Raw genomic sequence first — 19,125 nt, 5'->3', positions numbered from 1 at the left:
ACCGGGTGCAGCGGCCCTCCCGTCGCAGCGCGGGGGAGGGCCGCCGTCGTTACCTTCTTTGAAGCTGGACTGACCTTTTAGGCCGACGACTCGCCGTGGTGCCGTGCGCTTCGGAAGGAAACAGGGTCACGACGGCGAAGTGCGCTACTTGAGGCCGAGTTCCTTTGTGGGCACGCGGAAGGTTTCCTTGGCGGTGAGCGCCGAGGTGGCGGCAATGACGCAGATGACGGCAGTGAAGATACTGATCTGCACCCAGCCGCCGGGCTTGATGCCGCCCAAAGCCGCAACGATGGCCGGAGCAAAGCCTGCCATGAGGAAGCCGAGCTGCGTTCCGATCGCCAAGCCGGAGAACCGGACCTTGGTGCTGAACATTTCGGCGTAGAAGGAGGGCCAGACGGCGTTGGATGCAGCGTAGCCAAAGGAGAAGAAGCCGATGGCCGCAAGGAACATAAGAGGCACACTGCCGGATTCGAGACTGAGCAGGAAGACGGGCGTCAACACGGCGCTGGCCAGGGCGCCATAGATAAAGACCGGCTTGCGGCCGATTCTGTCCGCAAGCTGCCCAAACAGCGGCTGGGTGCCGAGAGCCACCAGGTTTGCGCCGACCACGAGCCAGAGTGTGGTGGTCCCGTCTACGCCGGCAACAGTCTTGGCATAGCTGATCGCCAGGGTGCCGAACACAGTGGATACTGCGGCGATGAAGGCGCAGGCAACAACCCGGAGGACGTCGCGCCAGTGTGACTTGAGAAGGTCAGCCACAGGAAGCTTCGAGATCTCGGCGTTCTTTTGGGCTTCCTCGAATGCCGGCGGCTCGTGGAGCGTGCGGCGGATAAAGAAGGCCACCACAACCACCACTGCGCTGAGCCAGAACGGGATCCGCCAGCCGATGCCGTACTTGATCTCATCGGGAAGGGCGAGGACCGGGATAAAGACGAGGGCCGCAAGGATCTGTCCGCCCTGGGTACCGGTGAGAGTCCACGACGTGAAGAAGGAACGGCGGTTGTCCGGTGCGTGCTCCAGTGTCATGGACGAAGCGCCGGCCTGCTCACCGGCTGCGGAGAGCCCTTGGCAGAGACGTGCCACCACCAGCAGGGCCGGGGCCCACCAGCCCACAGTGTTGAAGTCCGGCAGGCAGCCAATCAGGAACGTTGAGGCACCCATCAGCAGGAGGGTGAACATCAGTACTTTCCGCCGGCCTACTCGGTCGCCGAAGTGACCCAGGATGACAGCACCTACCGGCCGTGCCACGTAGGCAAAGCCAAAGGTGGCGAAGGACATGATGGCCGCGTTGGCGTCGGCATTGGGGAAGAACACTGTGGGAAAAATCAGGGCAGCGGCGGAACCGAAGATGAAGAAGTCGTAGTACTCGACGGCGCTGCCCAGGAAACTGGCAAGGGCTGCTTTCTTGGGGGTCCCGGCCGGTGCTAAGACGTCCGGCGTGCTGGACGGGAGGGTCTGGCTCATGGTGTTCCTTTGCGTGACGACAATGTCGCGGATGAATCATGCGCTTCTCAACGGCTACCGGTTCAGTGTGGGGCGCCGCGAGGTCCTTGGGAAGACCCGTAGCCACATGGTGAGAGCTACTGTTGCGATACAGCAAGCATGAATGTGAGCACAGTCACCTGTCAAGAAAAACTTTCATGATCTAGCAATAGCTCTCACTATGTGGCAACATCGAGTTATGAGTGTGAGTCAAAACACAGGCCATGATGCCTCCAATGGAACCGCCGACGCCAAGGAAATCGATGCTGTCAGGGCATCGAAGGGCGGCAAGGATGATTCGCGCACGGATATGGTCGGGAAGGCCCTCGGCTTGCTGGTACTGCTCGGGGACGAGCCAAGAGGCGCCAGTGCTGCCGAGATCTCCCGCCGTGCCGAGCTGCCGTTCAGCACCACTTACCGTTTGCTCGGATCGCTCACGCGGGACGGGTTTGTGGACTACGAACCGGACGGCCGCCGCTACCATCTTGGGTTGCGGGTCTTCCAGCTGGGCCAGCGGGTCTCCAATCACCACGGCTTCGCCGGCACCGCCCTGCCCATCCTGCGCAGAGTTACCGAATTGACGGCCGAGGCCACCATCCTTTCGGTGCGCGATGGAAACCATCACCTCACGGTGAACAAGGTGGACGGTCCGCAAACGTTCCGGGTTACGAGCGACCCCGGACATCTCGGATCCCTTCACACCACGGCCGTAGGGAAAGCCCTGGTGGCCTTTGCTGATGAGGCCGCCCGCAAGGAACTTGTTGAAAGCCTGGACCTTGTGCCGCTGACGGAGTTCTCCATCACTGGCCGCGACGCATTCCGAGCGGAAATTGATCTGGTCCGAAAGCGCGGCTACGCCACCATGGACCAGGAGAACGAGCTTGGGATGCGCGCCGTCGCCGTCCCGGTTTTCAATTCCCAGGGCCACGCTTTCGCGTCCCTGGCCACAGCCGTTCCGGTGTTCCGGCTCAGCATGGAAGCGCTGATTGCCCTTGTGCCTGTACTGCAGGAAGCGGCGGCTGAACTCGCGGCCCGCCTCCCCGAACGTTAACATTGTTCGCGATAAGAACAAGAGTGCATCATATGAACATTTCCTGTACTGTAACTCGTACCACCCGGCATGAGCCGACGCTGCGGCGTCAACGCGGCCGCGTGGTGTTGTCAAAGGAGCTAACCGGATGAGCAATCGAGCAGAGTCCTTTCTCGTAGGACTCATAGGCGACGGCGTGATGCCCTCGCTGACGCCCCTCATGCATGAACGTGAAGGTGACCGGCAAGGCCTCCGCTATCTCTACCGCCCCATCGATTTGGGCGAAATCGGTGTCCCGGCCGCCGCAATCGGCGACTTGCTGAAGGCGGCTTTCCGCCTCGGCTTCAATGGCCTGAACATCACCCATCCCTGCAAACAACTGGTGCTGAATCATCTTGATGAAGTGTCGCCGGACGCCCTGAAGCTGGGGGCCGTGAACACCGTGGTAATCCGGGATGGCCGCTTCATCGGGCACAACACAGACTCTTCCGGCTTCGGTGCAGCCCTTTCCTCGGGCCTTCCGGATGCCAAACTCACCCGGGTGGTCCAGCTTGGAGCCGGCGGGGCTGGTTCCGCCGTCGCGTACGCACTGCTGATGGCCGGCACCCAGACGCTGGACCTCGTGGATATGGACACCATGCGGTGCGCTGAACGCGCCGTCGAGCTTTCCGGTCTCTTCCCTGACAGGACCATCACTGCCCGGACGACGGCGGAGCTACCGCGGCTCATGCCGCTGGCGGACGGCCTGGTGCACTGCACTCCGACCGGTATGGCCGCCCACCCCGGCACGCCGTTGGAGCCGTCAGTCCTGGAATCCCGCCACTGGGTGGCCGACATCGTGTACCGCCCTATCGAAACCGAACTCGTGCGTGAAGCCAAGGCCAAGGGCTGCGATGTCCTCGACGGCGGACGGATGGCGGTGGGCCAGGCGGCAGATTCTTTCCGAATCTTCACGGGGCTTGAAGCCGATGCGGAACGGATGCGTGCCCACTTCCTGGAGCTTGTGGCCGCGGAAGGGGTGACCGTCTGATGCGTACGGGGATCGCTACCGTGTGCCTTTCCGGGACGCTGAAGGAGAAGATGCAGGCGTGTGCAATTGCCGGTTTCGATGGCATTGAAATCTTCGAACAGGACCTGGTGACCTCGCCGCTGAGCCCTGAGGACGTCAGAACCATGGCTTCAGACCTTGGACTGACGCTGGACCTTTATCAGCCGTTCCGGGATTTCGATAGCGTCAGCGAGGACCTGCTTGATGGGAACCTTCGCCGCGCTGAGGCCAAGTTCAAGCTCATGTCCCGCTTGGGCATGGACACCATGCTGGCCTGCACCAACGTCGCCACAGCCACCATCGACGATGACGGCCTCCGGGCAGAGCAGCTCTTAAGGCTTGCGGAGCTTGCCGGAAACTACGGCGTCAAAGTGGCCTATGAGGCATTGGCCTGGGGCAGGTATGTCAACGACTACGAGCACGCCCACCGGCTGGTCGAGGCGGTGGACCATCCAAATCTGGGGACGTGCCTGGACTCTTTCCACATCCTCTCCCGCGACTGGGATACGGCTCCGATTGAGGGCCTCAACCCCGCCAAGATCTTCTTCGTACAGGTGGCCGACGCGCCCAAGCTCTCCCTGGACGTACTTTCCTGGAGCCGGCACTACCGTGTCTTCCCGGGAGAGGGTCAGTTTGAGCTCGCCAAATTCATGGGCCATGTTGTCCGGGCAAGATACGCGGGCCCCGTCTCGCTCGAAGTCTTCAACGACGTCTTCCGCCAGTCCGACGTCGAGCGCACCGCTGTTGATGCCATGCGTTCCCTCATTTGGCTGGAAGAGCAAAGCGCCCAGTGGCTTGATACCCACCCGCGGGTTGGCAACAGCAGCGGCACACCTGCAGTGAGCGGGGCCGCGGTCCGCCGTCGTTATCCCATGGAACTCGCAACCCTCCCGAAGGTGGCTGAACCTACGGGTTTCAACTTTGCCGAAGTCAGGGCAGGGGACGCGGCCGGGCTGGAAAAGGTCCTGGGCCAGCTGGGTTTCGAGTTCAACGGACGCCACCGCACCAAGGATGTGCAACTGTGGACTATGGGCCACGCACGCGTGATCATCAACGAAGAACCCGGGTCGGGTGCGTCGGGGCCACTGAGCGCCGCGCCCAGCATTGCAGCCCTGGGATTCGACGTCGATTCCCCCTTGCTTGCCTCCGCCCGAGCTCAGCAGCTCAAGGCACCGGCCGTGCCACGAAAAAGCCAGGCCAATGAGGAGGTGTTCCAGGGTTTCGCGGCGCCGGACTCCACGGAGATCTTCCTGTGCCAGGGCAGCTTCGATGGAACGGCGGCGTGGATTTCCGAATTTGGCGTCGGGCCGGCAACTCCGCAGTTCCCAATTGCTTTAGGTGCGTCAGGTGCAAGACCCGGAGCCCCCACTACAGCTGCCGTGATTGACCATGTAAACCTGGCGCAGCCGTGGCAGCACTTCGACGAGGCCGTGCTTTTCTACACCAGCGCGCTGGCCCTGCAGCCGCAGCCGTATGCGGAGGTTCCCAGCCCCACAGGCCTGGTCCGTTCGCAGGTGATGCTTACTGAGGACCGCGCCGTGCGCCTTGTGCTGAACCTTGCCCCGCTGCTCCAGCAGGACGGCGGGCAGCAGGACAGCGCGTACGACGACGGCCGGCAGGACGGTGGAACCGGTGGCCTGCGGCGGACGTACCAGGAGCACATTGCCTTCGCTGTCACCGACCTCGTTGCCACCGCGAAGGAATGCCGTGACCGCGGCCTGGAGTTCCTCCGGATCCCGGACAACTACTACGAGGATCTGGACGCCAGGTTCGCACTCGAGCCGGATTTCCTTGCCACCCTCCGGGAGCTCAACCTCCTTTACGACCGGGATGCTGACGGGGAGTTCCTCCACTTCTACACGGCCACCGTCGGGAGCGTGTTCTTCGAAATGGTGGAACGCCGCGGCGCCTATGACGGCTACGGCGCACCCAACGCACCTGTGAGGCATGCCGTCCAGTATGACCATCTGCACCAAATGAAACGTTCCCGCTAAACCACCACCCATTGTCCGAGCCAACACCGATAACCCGAAGGAGGTTACTGTGCCAGAGAATTTCAAGGCCGAAACGTACAACGCTGATTCCCTTACCGAGGATCTGTCCGACGCAGCCGAAGTGCCCCCGAAGGCGGCAACACCACGAGTGGAAACGCAGGCGGATTTGAGCGCCGAGCTCAAGGCCATCGGCGATGCCTATGCCGCGAAGCTCAGGAGCGGCGATGCACCGGAGATCCAGCCGCGGCTGGACTTCGCGCCCTACCGCAGCAGCATCCTGCGCCACCCTACGAAGAGCCTGCACCACGCGGATCCGGAAACCATCGAGCTTTACTCGCCGGCTTTCGGGCACCAGGACGTGCATGCGCTGGAATCTGACCTCACCATCCAGCACAACGGCGAGCCCCAGGGCGAACGCATCATCGTCGCCGGCCGGGTGCTCGACGGCGATGGCCGGCCTGTCGCCGGGCAGCTTGTGGAGATCTGGCAGGCCAACGCCTCCGGCCGCTACATCCACAAGCGGGACCAGCATCCCGCCCCGATCGATCCCCAGTTCACCGGGGTAGGGCGCTGCATCACCGGGCCGGACGGTTCCTACCGCTTCATCACCATCAAGCCAGGAGCCTATCCGTGGAAGAACCACCTCAACGCCTGGCGTCCCGCGCACATCCACTTCTCGCTGTTCGGGAGTGAATTCACGCAGCGCATCGTCACCCAGATGTACTTCCCGGGCGATCAGTTGTTCCCCCTGGACCCGATCTACCAGTCGATCGTTGACCAGGACGCCCGCGACCGTCTCGTGGCCAACTATGACCACGAGCTAACGGAACCGGAATGGGCCCTCGGCTACAACTGGGACATCGTGCTGACAGGGTCGAAGCGGACCTGGACCGAAAATGAGGCCCTCGGGGCGGAAGGTGACCACCATGAGTGATTCCAAGCTCACCGCAACACCCGGCCAGACAGTTGGCCCGTTCTACGGTTACGCCTTGCCCTACGAGAAGGACGGCGAACTCCTTGCGCCGGGGTCGCCGGGATCGATTCGCCTCCAAGGCACGGTATACGACGGCGCGGGTCACCCCGTTCCGGACGCCCTCCTGGAAATCTGGCAGCCTGACGCTGAAGGGGAGATCGTGCAGCGGACAGGCTCCCTTGTCCGCGACGGGTACACCTTTACAGGCTGGGGACGCAGTTCCGTGGGCTATTCCGGCGTGTATACGTTCACCACAGTCAACCCGGGCCCCACCAAACCGGGTGCTGCCCCATTCATCGCCGTGGCCGTGTTCGCCAGGGGCCTGATGAACCGCCTGTTCACCCGCATCTATCTGCCGGAGAACCAGGAAGCACTTGCCGCGGACCCCCTGCTGAGTTCACTCGATCCCGATCGCCGGCAGACCCTGATTGCCCGCCGGGATCCGGACGGCGGACTGACGTGGGACGTCCGGCTGCAGGGTGAAGGCGAGACCGTTTTTCTTGATTTCGACGGCGGTGCCGCTGGCAAGGAATCTCGATGAGCAGTCCCGAGCCCGGCTTCGACGGCGACGTCGGCCTCCTGAGTCCCGTTTCGGCGTCGCCCCTGGTGGCGATCCTGACGGGCGACCGGGCGGTGCTGGCGGCAATCCTGGCCGTCGAGGCAGCCTGGGCCTCGGTCCTGGAAAAGGCGGGACTGGCCCCGGCAGGCTCGGCCGCCGTCATTACCGCTGCTGCGGACGTCAGCCACTACGACGCCGCGGACATCACGGTGCGTGCCCAAGGCGGCGGAAATCCGGTCATTCCTTTGCTCGACGATCTCCGCACGCAGGTCAGGAAACTGGACACCGGAAATATCGGCGCCGTCCGGGCCGTCCACACCTCGCTGACCAGCCAGGACGTCCTGGATTCGGCCCTTATGCTGCTGGCTCGGAACGCCGTCGCTGCCCTGCTGGGAGACGTTCACAGCACGACGACGGCCCTTGCCAGCCTCGCCGAACGGCATGCGGACACCCTGTGTGTGGGCCGCAGCCTGACCCAGCATTCCCTTCCCGTGACCTTTGGCCTGAGGGCGGCACAGTGGTTCCACGGACTCGCCGCCGCTGCCCGGAAGCTCGAGTCGGTACAGTTGCCCGTGCAGACCGGGGGAGCGGCAGGGACCCTGGCGTCCGGAACCGTGCTGGTTGAAACGTCTCGGGGGACTGGAACGTCTTCCGGGAGGGAAGCCGGACGCATACCGGGATCAGCCGTAAGTGCGCTGGACCTCTCTGACCGGCTCGCCGCGCAGTTGGGCCTCAGCCCAACGCCTGCCCCCTGGCACACCAACCGCTTCGCAGTGACGTCCCTCGGGGATGCACTGGCAGGCGTGACCGATGCTTTGGGCAAGATCGCTGCCGACATCCTCTTCCTCAGCAGGCCCGAAGTTGCTGAAGTGGCCGAACCCCGGGCGGCAGGGCGGGGGGTGTCCTCGGCGATGCCGCAAAAGCAGAACCCCGTCCTGTCCGTTCTGGTCCGCAGCGCCGCCCTCCAGGCCCCCAATCTTGCCGCTCAGCTGCACCATGCCGCCGCCAGCTTCAACGACGAACGCCCCGACGGCGCGTGGCACAGCGAATGGCAGGCCTTCCGCGAACTGTTGCGGCTGTCCCTCGGTGCAGCCGGCCTGGCCCGGGAACTCGCCGAAGGCCTGCAGGTCTTCCCGGAAGCAATGCGCCGCAACCTGGATCTTTCGGGTCCCCTGCTGCTGAGCGAAGCCGTAGCCAGTGCCGTCGCTCCGCTCCTGGGTGAGGATGGCAGGAAGCTGCTGCAGTCCGCAGTGGATCGGACGCTTCTTGCGCCGGCCGCGGAGCAGAAAGCCACCTACTGCCGCTTATTGCGCGAAACCGTGGCGCAGGACAAGCTTTCGGACCAGCGCCTCGAGGAACTCCTGGACCCTGCCAACTATCTGGGCCACAGCCATCAGATCTCACGCCGTATTCTCGCTGCCTTCCCTGAATTTTCGGCGAAGGCAACGCAAGGAACCGAAGGGAGGCCGTTGTGACCAGGCCTGCACTCAAGGCATCGCTGCTTTCGCCCCGGCGGGAACTCGGCCAGAAGCCTCTATGGGTGGTGGGCCCATCCCTCGGTACCTCCTCCGCAGTGCTGTGGGGGCAGACCGCCGCACTCCTTGGCAATGACTGCGACGTCGTGGCCTGGGACCTCCCCGGGCATGGCGTCTCACCTGCCGCGAAAGGAACGTTCGACGTCGGCGAGCTGGCTGACGCCGTCGTCGACCTTGTCGATTCCATCGCGCCGGGCGCCACTTTCCATTACGCCGGGGTTTCCCTGGGCGGCGCAACCGGACTGCAGCTCGGCATCAAGCACGGTGAACGGCTCGCGAGCCTCTGTATTCTTTGCAGCGGAGCCAAACTCGGCACGCCTGAGGGATGGCACGAGCGCGCGGCAACAGTCCGGAATCAAGGGACGCCGGTGATGTTCCAAGGTTCAGCGCAGCGCTGGTTCGCCCCGGGCTTCATGGAGCGCGAACCGGAACTGAGCAGCCGGTTGCTTCACTCCCTGCGCGACGCCGACCGCTTCAGTTACGCCTTCTGCTGCGAAGCTCTCGCGACCTTTGACGTCCGTGAAGAACTTGGCAGCATCCAGGTCCCAACCCTTGCAGTGGCCGGTGTGGAGGACGGGGTGGCTCCGCCGTCGTTCGCTGAAGAGGTGGTTGCCGGCATTCGAGCCGGAGGAGGCTCAGCAAGGGCCGTTGCCTTGGAAGGGGTAGCCCACCTGGCACCTGCCGAGGCGCCGGCCAGGGTGGCCGAACTACTGCAGGACTTCGTGGGAGAAACCGACAATGACTGAGGCAGAACCCGGCGGAGTGGTCCGTCCCGACGCCACGAGCCAGGAAATCTACGACGCCGGCATGGCGGTCCGCCGCGAGGTGCTGGGCGATGAGCATGTGGACCGCGCGAACGCGAACAAGGATGCATTTACTGAGGACTTCCAGGACATGATCACGCGGATTGCGTGGGGTGGAATCTGGACGAGGCCAGGACTTTCCCGGCAGATGCGGTCCGCCGTCACCATCACTGCGATGGTTGCGCACGGGCATTGGGAAGAACTGGCCATGCATATCCGGGCGGCCATCACCAACGGCCTGAGCCGGGATGAGATCAAGGAAATCCTGCTGCAGACAGCCATCTATTGCGGGGTTCCCTCCGCCAACACAGCTTTTAAGACCGCCCAACAGGTCTTCGCAGCAATGGACAACGCAGCCCCACCCAACGCCCCCGCCCCACCCAACTAGGTAGCAGTAGATGCTGTTTTGAGCCCTCAAAACGACATCAACTGCTACCTAGTTGGGCCCGCTTTCAAGGAATGGACCAGACTTCATGAACCAGGCATACATTTACGACGCCGTCCGGACGCCTTTCGGCAAATTCGGCTCCGGTCTGGCCTCGATCCGGCCGGACGATCTGGCCGCCCACGTGATCCGCGAGTCAGTTAAGCGCGCACCCCAGCTCGACGTTGAGCACATCGATGAGGTTGTGTTCGGCAACGCCAACGGCGCAGGCGAAGAAAACCGGAACATCGCCCGCATGGGTACCCTCCTCGCAGGCCTGCCGGTCTCCATCCCCGGCACTACCGTCAACCGACTGTGCGGTTCCTCCCTAGATGCCGCGATCATCGCCTCCCGCCAGATCAACGCCGGCGATGCAGAGCTCATGCTGGTGGGCGGCGCTGAATCCATGAGCCGCGCGCCGTGGGTGCTGCCCAAGACGGAGAAGCCCTACCCGGCGGGTGATCTCACCCTGGCCTCGACCACGCTCGGCTGGCGCCTCGTGAACAAGGCGATGCCCTCCGAATGGACCATTTCCCTCGGAGAAGCCACGGAACGGCTCCGCGAAAAGTACGGTGTAACGCGCCAACAGCAGGATGAATTCGCCGCGGACTCGCATAATCTCTCGGCCAAGGCCTGGGATGAGGGCTTCTATGACAACCTCGTCTCAGTGGTACCAGGGACCGATCTGACCCGGGATGAGGGAATCCGGGCCGGCTCTTCGGCCGAAAAGCTGGGAGGGCTCAAAACCGTATTCCGGAACGAGAACGGCACCGTCACCGCCGGCAATTCTTCCCCGCTGTCCGACGGCGCCTCCGCAGCCTGGATCGGCAGCGAACGTGCCGCCGGGCTTCTTGGCATGGAACCACTGGCCCGTATTGCCGGGCGCGGAGCCCACGCGAACGACCCCCAGTACTTCGGCTACGCTCCCGTGGAAGCCGCGAACAAGGCCCTCGCGAAGGCGGGGATCGGCTGGGACCAGGTGGGCGCCGTCGAACTTAACGAAGCTTTTGCCGCGCAATCAGTGGCCTGCATCAACGCCTGGGGTGTGGATCCTGCCATCGTGAACCAGCACGGCGGGGCGATCGCCATGGGCCATCCGCTCGGTGCCTCCGGCACGCGGATCCTGGGCACACTTGCCCGGAGCCTGCAGGCATCCGGTCAGCGCTGGGGCGTGGCAGCCATATGCATCGGTGTTGGGCAGGGGCTGGCCGTGGTGTTGGAAAACGTCACTGCTGATTCTGTCCCCGACAACAGGAAGGCCTAGGACATGTTGAACTTCATGGACACTGTTGAAGAGGCCGTCGCCGGAATCCAGGACGGCTCCACGGTGATGATCGGCGGGTTCGGCAACGCCGGGCAGCCGTTTGAGTTGATCGACGCCCTGATGGATTGCGGCGCGAAGGAGCTCACCGTGGTCAACAACAACGCTGGCCAGGGGGATCAGGGACTGGCCCTGCTCATCAAGGAGGGCCGGGTCCGCAAGATGATCTGTTCCTTCCCGCGGCAGTCTGACTCCTGGCACTTCGACGCGAAGTACAAGGCCGGCGAGATCGAGTTGGAACTGGTACCGCAGGGGAACCTGGCCGAGCGAATCCGTGCGGCGGGCGCCGGGATCGGCGGTTTCTTCACGCCCACCGGCTACGGCACCATCCTGGCTGAAGGCAAGGAAACCCGAATCATCGATGGCCGGGGGCAGGTTTTCGAGACGCCCATCCATGCCGACGTCGCCCTCATCAAAGCCCTCAAGGCCGACGGGAAGGGCAACCTCGTGTACCGCAAAACTGCCCGCAACTTCGGGCCTATTATGGCCGCGGCCGCCAAGCACACAGTGGTCCAGGTTTCGGAGATCGTGCCGGTGGGCGGGCTGGACCCGGAGAACGTTGTGACCCCCGGCATCTACGTGAACAGCATTGTGAAGGTGGCCTGAAATGACTGTTGAAACTTCCCTTCAAACGGCGGAAAAGCCGCTGGGCCGCGACGAGCTCGCGCGACTGGTGGCGCGGGACATCAAGCCGGGATCCTTTGTGAATTTGGGGATCGGCCAGCCAACGCTGGTGTCCAACTACCTCCAGCCTGAGCAGGACATCACGCTCCATACCGAGAACGGCATGCTGGGGATGGGGCCGGAAGCCACCGGCGACCAGATCGACGGCGACCTCATCAACGCCGGCAAGATCCCCGTCACGGAACTGCCCGGGGCCTCCTACTTCCACCATGCCGACTCGTTCGCCATGATGCGGGGCGGGCATCTGGACATCTGTGTCCTGGGAGCATTCCAGGTCTCTGCCGCGGGGGATCTTGCCAACTGGCACACGGGCGCCCCGGATGCGATTCCGGCAGTCGGCGGAGCGATGGATCTGGCCACCGGCGCCAAGGACGTTTTCGTGATGATGACCCTCCTGACCCGTGAGGGAGCGTCCAAGCTCGTGGACACCTGTACATATCCGCTCACCGGGGTTGGCTGCGTGACCCGGGTGTATACCGATATGGCCGTGTTCCTCACCGGACCCAACGGTGTTCAAGTCCGCGAGACGTTTGGCTGTACGTTCGAGGAGCTTCAGGCGCTGGTGCCCGTCCCGCTCATGCCCGTCGCGCCTGAGGCAGCGCCCGCCGTCGAACCCTAACCCCTCGCGCCAATAGGATTGGTAACCATGATTGACCAAGCAGCGCCTCCACAGGCCAGCGACCAGTACGTGCAGTCGCTGGCGCGCGGGCTGGCCGTCATTCGTGCGTTCGACACCGACCATCCGCTGATGACCCTCACCGAGGTGGCAGCGCGCACGGATCTGACGCGCGCCACGGCACGGAGGTTTCTGCACACCCTGGTGGAGCTGGGATATGTGCGCACCGACGGCAAGACCTTCGGGCTCACTGCTCAGGTGCTGCAGCTCGGCTATGCCTACCTGTCCGGGCTGTCCCTCCCCCAACTTGCGCAGCCCCATCTGGAAGAGCTGTCCCTCAAGCTGGGGGAGTCGACGTCGGCTGCCGTCCTGGACGGGACGGACATCGCCTACATCGCGCGCGTCACCACCCGCCGGATCATGAATGTGGGCATTACCGTGGGCACACGCTTCCCGGCCTATGCGACGTCGATGGGCCGGGTCCTGCTGGCAGCCCTGCCTCCGGCCAAGTTGCAGGAGTACTTGGCGGCAGCCGAAATCAGTCCCCTGACCCCGAGGGCGGTTGGAACCAAGCAGGAACTGCTGGCGGTTCTCGAAACCGTCCGGGCCCAGGGGTGGTGCCTTCTGGACCAGGAGCTCGAGGTGGGACTGATGTCTGTCGCAGCGCCGGTGTATGACGGTCCCAGCAAGGTAGTGGCCGCCGTCAACGTTTCCCTCCAAGCGCAGGCTGTGGCGGGACAATCCGATCCTGACGCTTACCTGGATTCTGTGCGCCAGGAGATCGTGGAGACAGCCAAGCTCATCTCGGCAGACCTTTCGGCGAAGCACTAACCAGCCCCGCCACCGATGCATCAGACGGGCGTTTGAGGGTCTTAAATTGTGCCGGTTGAAGGAGCCCTGTTGCCGACAGCAGGAGCGGGCCTTCGAGGAAAGGCAGCGGCGCAGCCACCATTCCACCTCGCGTGGAAATTTCCAGCACCCCTTGGTCGATGATGGCTCGTATGCGCTCTCCGTGGGGGAGGGGAATCCGCACATCCTTGAAGGCCGCATTGTCCGGGAGGTCGAGAATGAGCGAGTTCCCTGCATGTCTGATGGTTGCAACCGTCTTTTCGCCAGCCTTGAAATCAATCGCGGTTCGTTCTCCGGAGATCCAGGTGAAATCCGCTCCGCCGACCCACATGATTTCCACGGATTCAGGATCATCTCCGGCGTGGTTCTCAGGGACTGCATACGCTGCCAGATCCTGATGCGGGGTGGCAATCAGCGTGTCGTTTTCCAGCGTCAGAGTGTGGGGGATACTCAGGGCGCTGGCCCACTTCCTGTCCGGGCTGATGACCCCTCGAATCCAGAAGATCAGGGATGGTTTGCCGTCCTTGTCCCGGAAAAACGAGGGTGCGTAGTATCCGGAACCGTACGTCAGCTGTTTCCAGGCGCGAGCAGTGAATACGCCGTCACTGTAAGACCCGACGCCGTAGGCAACGTAGTGGAGGACATCGTCCTCCCATACCGATGTCACCAGGACGTGGGCACCGTCAATCTCGAACAGTTGCGGGCATTCCCACATGGTTCCGGTCCAGGCCTGGTCCATTTCTGAGGATCGGTCCCGTTCTGAACCGGGCCGTTCTGATCCGGGCCGTTGGGCGGCGATACCATCCAGCTCCCACGAGTCCATATCCCGTGAACTGTAGGAGATTGCCGCCCCGATTCCGCCTTCGAGTCCGGCCCCAACGAACATCCGCCACTTGTTTCCGTCCCTGAAGACGAACGGATCCCGGTATGCCACGACGCCGAGGTTCGGAGCCGAAAGAACCGTAGGGCCCTTCGTCCAGCGATTCCAGGTGTTGTCCTCGGGGGTTGCCGAGCGGATAGTGCCGATTCCGATTCCTGGCTCCTGAACGGAAGTGTAGAAGAGCTTTGAACGGCCTGTGGTATCAGTTGCGATCGATCCGGACCAGATCCCGTCGTCGCCGTCCCCTGGCGCCAGCGCTATTCCTTTCTCAGACCAGCTCACCAGATCCGACGAGGTGGCGTGGCCCCAGTGGCAGTTGGATGCCCAGGTGTCCCGGCCAGGGACGTATTGGTAGAAGAGGTGGTACTTCCCGTCCTTCCAGGTCAGCCCCAGCGGGTCATTGATCCAGCCTGCCTCGGCAGTGAAGTGGAATTGGGGACGGGGATCTTGTTCAGTCATGGCGTTCCTTCGTGTTTCTGGTCTCCGGGGGCATTTGGCCCTGGATGTAGACATGCAGGGATTGTCGGGCGTCCAAGGAGGCCGTCCGAAGGTCTTGCTGACTGCTGGGTGCGGCTAGCGGAGCGGAGGCCCCGCTACCGATTCCCGCACTACAAGCGGGCATCCCAGCACGGTGGGGTGGGTTGCGAACAAGGCCAGGTCTGTTTTGCCCTCGATGGCGTCAATGAGGTTTTCAGTTGCCCATGCCCCCATCTCGTAGTGCGGGAGCGCGACCGTGGTCAGGGCGGGGTGGAGGTTTTCGGCGATGAGCGCCTGGTTGTCGAAGCCGACAAGGGAAAGGTCGTCAGGAATTTTCAGTCCAAGTTCTCCTGCCGCCCGGTAGGCACCCATTGCCATGCGGTCGTTGTAGCAAAAGATAGCGGTGGGCCGGTCCTTCCGGTTCAGGAGCCTGAGGGTCGCCTGGTATCCGCCGGGCACTTCGGATAGCTCGGCCTCAACCAGCGAGGGATCGAAAGTCAGTCCAGCATCCGAGAGGGTGCTCCTGAAGGCCTCCAGGCGAGAGTGGGTTGCGGGGACATCATCGGTGTTGTTGATCATGCCGATCCGCTCGTGACCGGCCTCGATCAGCGTCCTGACCGCTGCAGTGGCCCCTCCGAATTCGTCGGGGATCACAGAGGAGATGGAGTGGTTGATGTCCTCGGAGTCCACGAGGATCGCCGGGACTCCGTTCAGGTTGTCCGGTACGGCCAGCTTGCGGTGGTACATCGTGGCATACAGGACCCCGTCCACTTGTCCCTTCAACATGGCTGCGACGTCGGCCTTGCGGGACTCTGCCGTGGCGGTACTGGAAGTGTTGATGATCATGAGGTTGTAGCCGCGCCGCCGGGCAGTCTCCTCCGCACCCAGGATGATCCGTCCGGCATGGGGCGTGGTGGCGATTTCTTCGCTGATGAATCCGAGCATGCCGGACCGCTGGGTTCGCAGGGCCTGCGCCAAGCGGTTGGGCCCGTATCCCAGTTCTCCAGCGACTGTTTTCACCCGTTCGCGGGTAACCGGACTGATGCGAGCGTAAGTGACGTTATTAAGGACGTGGGAGACAGTGGTCACGGAAACGCCTGCGGCGTCGGCCACGTCCTTGATGCTAATGGCTTTGCTGGTCAAATCTCCCACGTCCTCATCTACCTGATCTGGCCCGATTGTTTCATTTTCATACCCTCGTGATGTTCCGCCTCGAAACCTACCGTGGGTGTGGCTCTAAACGCGTTAACGGCCCTGTCTGCGATAACTTGGGCGTCACTTCCGGAGTCAAGGATCGTATTCCGAGCTGATTCGGAATCGACCATGACGGCCGTAACGGGGAGGCCGTCCGAAGCCGCGGTGGTCAACAGAGCGTCCACCTGAGCCGAGAAGCAGGAGTCACTTGACGTGGATTGAACGTCCATCGCTACCACATGGTTATTGGAGACGAAGTTGCCAACCCCCGCCATCAGCCGGATGATGACAGGCGTCGCGCCTGCCGGCCGGATGCTGTCAGAGTCGATGATCTCCGAGAAGTGATTGCCGATGACAGAGTTGTTGCTGCCGCTGATACTGAGAAGCCCGTAGAGGTCGTTCAGTCCGTTGTCGACTCCCAGGAAGGGCGTCCAGGGCTCATGATCATGCAGGAAATGATTGGTGGCCACGAGGTTCTCCGAACTGTTTGCTGCAAGAATCAACATCCCGGGGTAGAACGAATGTAAACGGTTGTTGGTGACGCTTGAACGCGTGACGCCGTCGAGGTGGACGCTGCTCGCACCACGGGGGAAGACGTTGTTCGCGGTTATCAGGAGACCGCCATGGTTCTGGGCGTAGATCGAGTGACCCTTGAATCCTGCCCCGATCAGGTTGTCGGTGATCTTTGATGCCTGTCCCCACCCGCGCAGCTCGATGCAGCTTCCGCATTCAGCGATGAAGTTGTTGTGAACGGAAAGTGCGTCCGCCTTGTAGATGGTGAGTGCGTTCTCGAGGTAAACGAACCCCATTCCGGTGATGCGGAATGAGTCATTGGCGTCAGCGACATAAATACCGGTCTTGCCGTTGACGTAGGTGTTCTCCGGGTGCATACCGGAGCCGTCCGCATTGAAGTGCAACCCGTCTATGCAGAAGTTGGAGAATTCCAGAGAGCTGATCCGCGGGCTTCCGCTTCGCTCAACGTAGAAGGCGGCTCCCTTGGATTCGTCCCCGTCTCCATCGAGGGGAATGTCGACGAGAATGCGGCTCCCGCCAGGCCACAGCTCATGTAAGTCGGGCCATTCGTCTTCGGGAACGTTGAAACGGATGCTCGACGACGTAAAGCCGTGTCCCGAGCCATGGATCCTGAGGAAACTGACGTCGATCACCACCTGTGTACGGAGGCGGTAGTCTCCGGGCGGAATGTAGATGACAGCGCCTGGTTTTCCTCCATCGTTCGCGTCTGTGACGTTCTGCCTGTCTTTGATGTCAGCGATGATGCTGTTAATTACTTCACCGACGTCCTCGGACGGATTGCCGACGGGCCACGCAGTCACGTCGTAGCAGTTGTTGCTTGACATAGGTACTTCCCCTTGTGTTGTGGTTTCTCAGCCCTTGACGGCGCCAAGCGTCATGCCGGCGACAATCTTGCGCTGCAAGAGAAGGGTGAGAAGGATGACCGGGATCGAATAGACGGCGGCGAGGGCCGTCATGGATCCCCAGTCCAGCCCGAACTGCGTCTGGAAGTTTGCGATGACCACCGGGGTGGTCTGCGACCTGATTGCTGTCATCAGGAGCGCGAACAGGAACTCGTTCCAGGACGCGAGGAAAGCGAAAATTGCGGTGACGGCAATGCCTCCGGACACCACCGGAATGACAACCCGCCAGAGCGCGCCGAGCCGGCTGCAGCCGTCAACTGTGGCTGCCTCTTCAAGGTCCTGCGGCACGGCCTCAAAGAAGCTGGACATCAGCCAGATCGAGAGCGGCAGAGAAATGGTGGTGTGCGCAATGGACAGCGCGATGGGCGTATCGGCAAGTCCCGCCGTCGCCATCATGGAAGCCAGCGGGATGCCGATGGCAACCGGCGGCACCATACGGGTCACCAGCGCAGCCATGATGAACACCCGGCCGCTCGGAGTCTTGTACCTGGTGATCCCATAGGCCGCGGGGACCGCCAGGACCAGGGACAGCGCCGTGCTGATGATGGCCGTCTGGGTGCTGTTGATGAATGAGGCGAGCACCCCGCTGCGTCCCAGAGCGTTGGTGTAGTTTTCCAGTGTCCAATCCTTGGGCAGGATCGTGGGCGGCACCGCTATGGTGTCGATCGGAGTCTTGAAAGAGGTGAACAGCAGGTAGAGGAACGGGAACCCGTACAGCACCATGGCTATCGCGAGGAGAATCCAGAGCAGGGTCCTGGTGCTGCGCTTGCCCGCCTCGAGGCCCTCCGCATGGTGGCGCGGGCGGCGCCGCTTGCCTCCCCCTGCCGCTGTTTGGCTTCCATGACCCTTCCGGGATGCGCCGGATGCCGGTAGGAGAGTGGTTTCCGTTGCCGGGGTGCCGCCAAGGCGTGAATCTGCAATGCTCATCAGTTGTCCTTTCCTGGCCGCCAGATGGTGGAGACGGCGAAAAATGCAACACCGAGCATGGCCAGCAGGTAGATGGTGCCCATGGCGCTTGCCAACCCCGGATCGCCGAAGCGGATCATGGTGCGGTAGATCAGCAGGCTCATGGTTTCCGAGGCGGACTGTGGACCGCCGTTGGTCTGAATGAGGATGGTGTCGAAGGCCCTGGCGGCGTCGATACCCCGCACTACGAGGGCGACGGCGATAACGGGGCGGAGCAGGGGAAGGATGATACGGAACAACAAGGCCGGGGCCCGCGCCCCGTCCAGCCGGGCTGCCTCGATGAGGTCTCCGGGGATATTCTGCAGGCCGGCGAACAGCACGAGGCACATAAACGATGTGGTGAGCCAGATGTCCGGAATCGCCACCGAGAAGAGCACGATGTTCGGGTCCGAAAGCCAGCCGATCTGGTTCGGGTTTTGCAGAATTCCTGCCTGGTGCAGGAGCGTCCCGATCAGGCCGAAGTTGTCGATCATGAGAAACTTCCACAGCAGGCCGGCCACGATGGGGGCAATCATCAGGGGGTACAGGAATACAGTCCGCCAGATCTGGGAATTGCGGCCCAGCATGGTGAACAGCAAGGCCATACCCAGACCCAGGGCGAATTCGAGGGTGACCACCACAAGGGTGTAGGCGAGTGTACGCCAGCCGGCCCCCATGAAGGCTTCTGAGGCGAAGGCCCGGAAGTAGTTGTCCAGCCCCACGAAATCGCGGGGCCCTCCGGCCATGGGCGAGATTTTGAAGAAGCTGTCCGTCACCAGACGGAACAGGGGGTAGGCCACGAATACTGCGAGGAACAGAGCCGCCGGGGCCATCAGGAACATTGCGAAGCGGCGATCGGAGATGCGCACGGTTTT

At 62.7% G+C, this 19,125-nt stretch carries 18 protein-coding genes; 12 read left to right on the top strand and 6 right to left on the bottom strand.

Annotated features, from left to right (window positions below):
• Window positions 1-144 precede the first annotated feature (144 nt).
• Complete coding sequence (locus tag MU551_RS21205; RefSeq protein ID WP_247048537.1) at window positions 145-1,464, bottom strand: MFS transporter; 1,320 nt, start codon at window positions 1,462-1,464, stop codon at window positions 145-147.
• Window positions 1,465-1,681: 217 nt separating this feature from the next.
• On the opposite strand from MU551_RS21205, the gene MU551_RS21200 reads away from it, so the two are divergent.
• The 12 genes from MU551_RS21200 to MU551_RS21145 all read left to right on the top strand — a co-directional run bounded on the left by MU551_RS21200 (window position 1,682) and on the right by MU551_RS21145 (window position 13,300).
• Complete coding sequence (locus tag MU551_RS21200; RefSeq protein ID WP_247048536.1) at window positions 1,682-2,533, top strand: IclR family transcriptional regulator; 852 nt, start codon at window positions 1,682-1,684, stop codon at window positions 2,531-2,533.
• 127 nt (window positions 2,534-2,660) lie between these two features.
• On the top strand, window positions 2,661-3,542 hold the full coding sequence (locus MU551_RS21195; protein ID WP_247048535.1) for a shikimate dehydrogenase: 882 nt from the start codon (window positions 2,661-2,663) through the stop codon (window positions 3,540-3,542).
• On the top strand, window positions 3,542-5,554 hold the full coding sequence (locus tag MU551_RS21190; protein WP_247048534.1) for a bifunctional sugar phosphate isomerase/epimerase/4-hydroxyphenylpyruvate dioxygenase family protein: 2,013 nt from the start codon (window positions 3,542-3,544) through the stop codon (window positions 5,552-5,554). The genes MU551_RS21195 and MU551_RS21190 overlap by 1 nt, the downstream gene beginning before the upstream one ends.
• Before the next feature lie 103 nt (window positions 5,555-5,657).
• Window positions 5,658-6,488 (top strand): protocatechuate 3,4-dioxygenase subunit beta, encoded by an 831-nt coding sequence (pcaH, locus tag MU551_RS21185; RefSeq protein WP_247048559.1) that lies wholly within the window; start codon window positions 5,658-5,660, stop codon window positions 6,486-6,488.
• On the top strand, window positions 6,481-7,068 hold the full coding sequence (gene pcaG, locus MU551_RS21180) for a protocatechuate 3,4-dioxygenase subunit alpha (RefSeq protein WP_247048533.1): 588 nt from the start codon (window positions 6,481-6,483) through the stop codon (window positions 7,066-7,068). Before pcaH ends, pcaG begins: the two co-directional genes overlap by 8 nt.
• Window positions 7,065-8,561 (top strand): class-II fumarase/aspartase family protein, encoded by a 1,497-nt coding sequence (locus tag MU551_RS21175; protein WP_247048532.1) that lies wholly within the window; start codon window positions 7,065-7,067, stop codon window positions 8,559-8,561. The genes pcaG and MU551_RS21175 overlap by 4 nt, the downstream gene beginning before the upstream one ends.
• A complete protein-coding gene (locus tag MU551_RS21170) occupies window positions 8,558-9,367 on the top strand; it encodes an alpha/beta fold hydrolase (RefSeq protein WP_247048531.1) in 810 nt (269 codons plus the stop codon). Before MU551_RS21175 ends, MU551_RS21170 begins: the two co-directional genes overlap by 4 nt.
• Window positions 9,360-9,812 carry a 4-carboxymuconolactone decarboxylase gene (pcaC, locus tag MU551_RS21165; protein ID WP_247048530.1) on the top strand — a complete coding sequence of 151 codons (453 nt, stop codon included), beginning with the start codon at window positions 9,360-9,362 and terminating at the stop codon, window positions 9,810-9,812. Before MU551_RS21170 ends, pcaC begins: the two co-directional genes overlap by 8 nt.
• An 85-nt stretch (window positions 9,813-9,897) precedes the next feature.
• Window positions 9,898-11,112: a thiolase family protein gene (locus MU551_RS21160; protein ID WP_247048529.1), complete on the top strand. Its 1,215-nt coding sequence runs from the start codon at window positions 9,898-9,900 to the stop codon at window positions 11,110-11,112.
• Window positions 11,113-11,115: 3 nt separating this feature from the next.
• The gene (locus MU551_RS21155) at window positions 11,116-11,775 is read left to right on the top strand and encodes a 3-oxoacid CoA-transferase subunit A (protein ID WP_247048528.1); all 660 of its coding nucleotides are present in this window, start codon (window positions 11,116-11,118) and stop codon (window positions 11,773-11,775) included.
• A 1-nt stretch (window position 11,776) separates the two neighbouring features.
• The gene (locus MU551_RS21150; protein ID WP_247048527.1) at window positions 11,777-12,472 is read left to right on the top strand and encodes a 3-oxoacid CoA-transferase subunit B; all 696 of its coding nucleotides are present in this window, start codon (window positions 11,777-11,779) and stop codon (window positions 12,470-12,472) included.
• Between the two features lie 27 nt (window positions 12,473-12,499).
• Entirely contained in the window at window positions 12,500-13,300 is an 801-nt protein-coding gene (locus tag MU551_RS21145) for an IclR family transcriptional regulator domain-containing protein (RefSeq protein ID WP_247048526.1), read from the top strand.
• On the opposite strand, the gene MU551_RS21140 is transcribed toward MU551_RS21145, so the two are convergent.
• From MU551_RS21140 to MU551_RS21120, 5 genes are all read right to left on the bottom strand, one after another.
• Window positions 13,269-14,657: a glycoside hydrolase family 32 protein gene (locus MU551_RS21140; RefSeq protein ID WP_247048525.1), complete on the bottom strand. Its 1,389-nt coding sequence runs from the start codon at window positions 14,655-14,657 to the stop codon at window positions 13,269-13,271. The two genes, MU551_RS21145 and MU551_RS21140, sit on opposite strands and share 32 nt — an antisense overlap.
• Before the next feature lie 114 nt (window positions 14,658-14,771).
• Window positions 14,772-15,818, bottom strand: coding sequence for a LacI family DNA-binding transcriptional regulator (locus MU551_RS21135; protein WP_247048558.1), 1,047 nt, complete (start codon window positions 15,816-15,818; stop codon window positions 14,772-14,774).
• A gap of 17 nt (window positions 15,819-15,835) precedes the next feature.
• Window positions 15,836-17,227, bottom strand: coding sequence for a NosD domain-containing protein (locus MU551_RS21130; protein ID WP_247048524.1), 1,392 nt, complete (start codon window positions 17,225-17,227; stop codon window positions 15,836-15,838).
• Window positions 17,228-17,254: 27 nt separating this feature from the next.
• Entirely contained in the window at window positions 17,255-18,232 is a 978-nt protein-coding gene (locus MU551_RS21125; protein ID WP_247048523.1) for a carbohydrate ABC transporter permease, read from the bottom strand.
• Complete coding sequence (locus MU551_RS21120) at window positions 18,232-19,119, bottom strand: carbohydrate ABC transporter permease (RefSeq protein ID WP_247048522.1); 888 nt, start codon at window positions 19,117-19,119, stop codon at window positions 18,232-18,234. The genes MU551_RS21125 and MU551_RS21120 overlap by 1 nt, the downstream gene beginning before the upstream one ends.
• Window positions 19,120-19,125 lie beyond the last annotated feature (6 nt).

The organism is Arthrobacter rhizosphaerae, from assembly GCF_023062595.1.
GTDB lineage: Bacteria > Actinomycetota > Actinomycetes > Actinomycetales > Micrococcaceae > Arthrobacter > Arthrobacter rhizosphaerae.
The sequence above is the reverse complement of the archived record's forward strand: the minus strand, read 5'-3'. Positions and strand labels throughout refer to the sequence as shown.

Coding starts and splice junctions, on each gene's coding strand:
- MU551_RS21205 (WP_247048537.1), bottom strand. CDS start 1,464: ATGAGCCAGACCCTCCCGTCCAGCACGCCGGACGTCTTAGCACCGGCC.
- MU551_RS21200 (WP_247048536.1), top strand. CDS start 1,682: ATGAGTGTGAGTCAAAACACAGGCCATGATGCCTCCAATGGAACCGCC.
- MU551_RS21195 (WP_247048535.1), top strand. CDS start 2,661: ATGAGCAATCGAGCAGAGTCCTTTCTCGTAGGACTCATAGGCGACGGC.
- MU551_RS21190 (WP_247048534.1), top strand. CDS start 3,542: ATGCGTACGGGGATCGCTACCGTGTGCCTTTCCGGGACGCTGAAGGAG.
- pcaG (WP_247048533.1), top strand. CDS start 6,481: ATGAGTGATTCCAAGCTCACCGCAACACCCGGCCAGACAGTTGGCCCG.
- MU551_RS21175 (WP_247048532.1), top strand. CDS start 7,065: ATGAGCAGTCCCGAGCCCGGCTTCGACGGCGACGTCGGCCTCCTGAGT.
- pcaC (WP_247048530.1), top strand. CDS start 9,360: ATGACTGAGGCAGAACCCGGCGGAGTGGTCCGTCCCGACGCCACGAGC.
- MU551_RS21160 (WP_247048529.1), top strand. CDS start 9,898: ATGAACCAGGCATACATTTACGACGCCGTCCGGACGCCTTTCGGCAAA.
- MU551_RS21155 (WP_247048528.1), top strand. CDS start 11,116: ATGTTGAACTTCATGGACACTGTTGAAGAGGCCGTCGCCGGAATCCAG.
- MU551_RS21150 (WP_247048527.1), top strand. CDS start 11,777: ATGACTGTTGAAACTTCCCTTCAAACGGCGGAAAAGCCGCTGGGCCGC.
- MU551_RS21145 (WP_247048526.1), top strand. CDS start 12,500: ATGATTGACCAAGCAGCGCCTCCACAGGCCAGCGACCAGTACGTGCAG.
- MU551_RS21140 (WP_247048525.1), bottom strand. CDS start 14,657: ATGACTGAACAAGATCCCCGTCCCCAATTCCACTTCACTGCCGAGGCA.
- MU551_RS21130 (WP_247048524.1), bottom strand. CDS start 17,227: ATGTCAAGCAACAACTGCTACGACGTGACTGCGTGGCCCGTCGGCAAT.
- MU551_RS21125 (WP_247048523.1), bottom strand. CDS start 18,232: ATGAGCATTGCAGATTCACGCCTTGGCGGCACCCCGGCAACGGAAACC.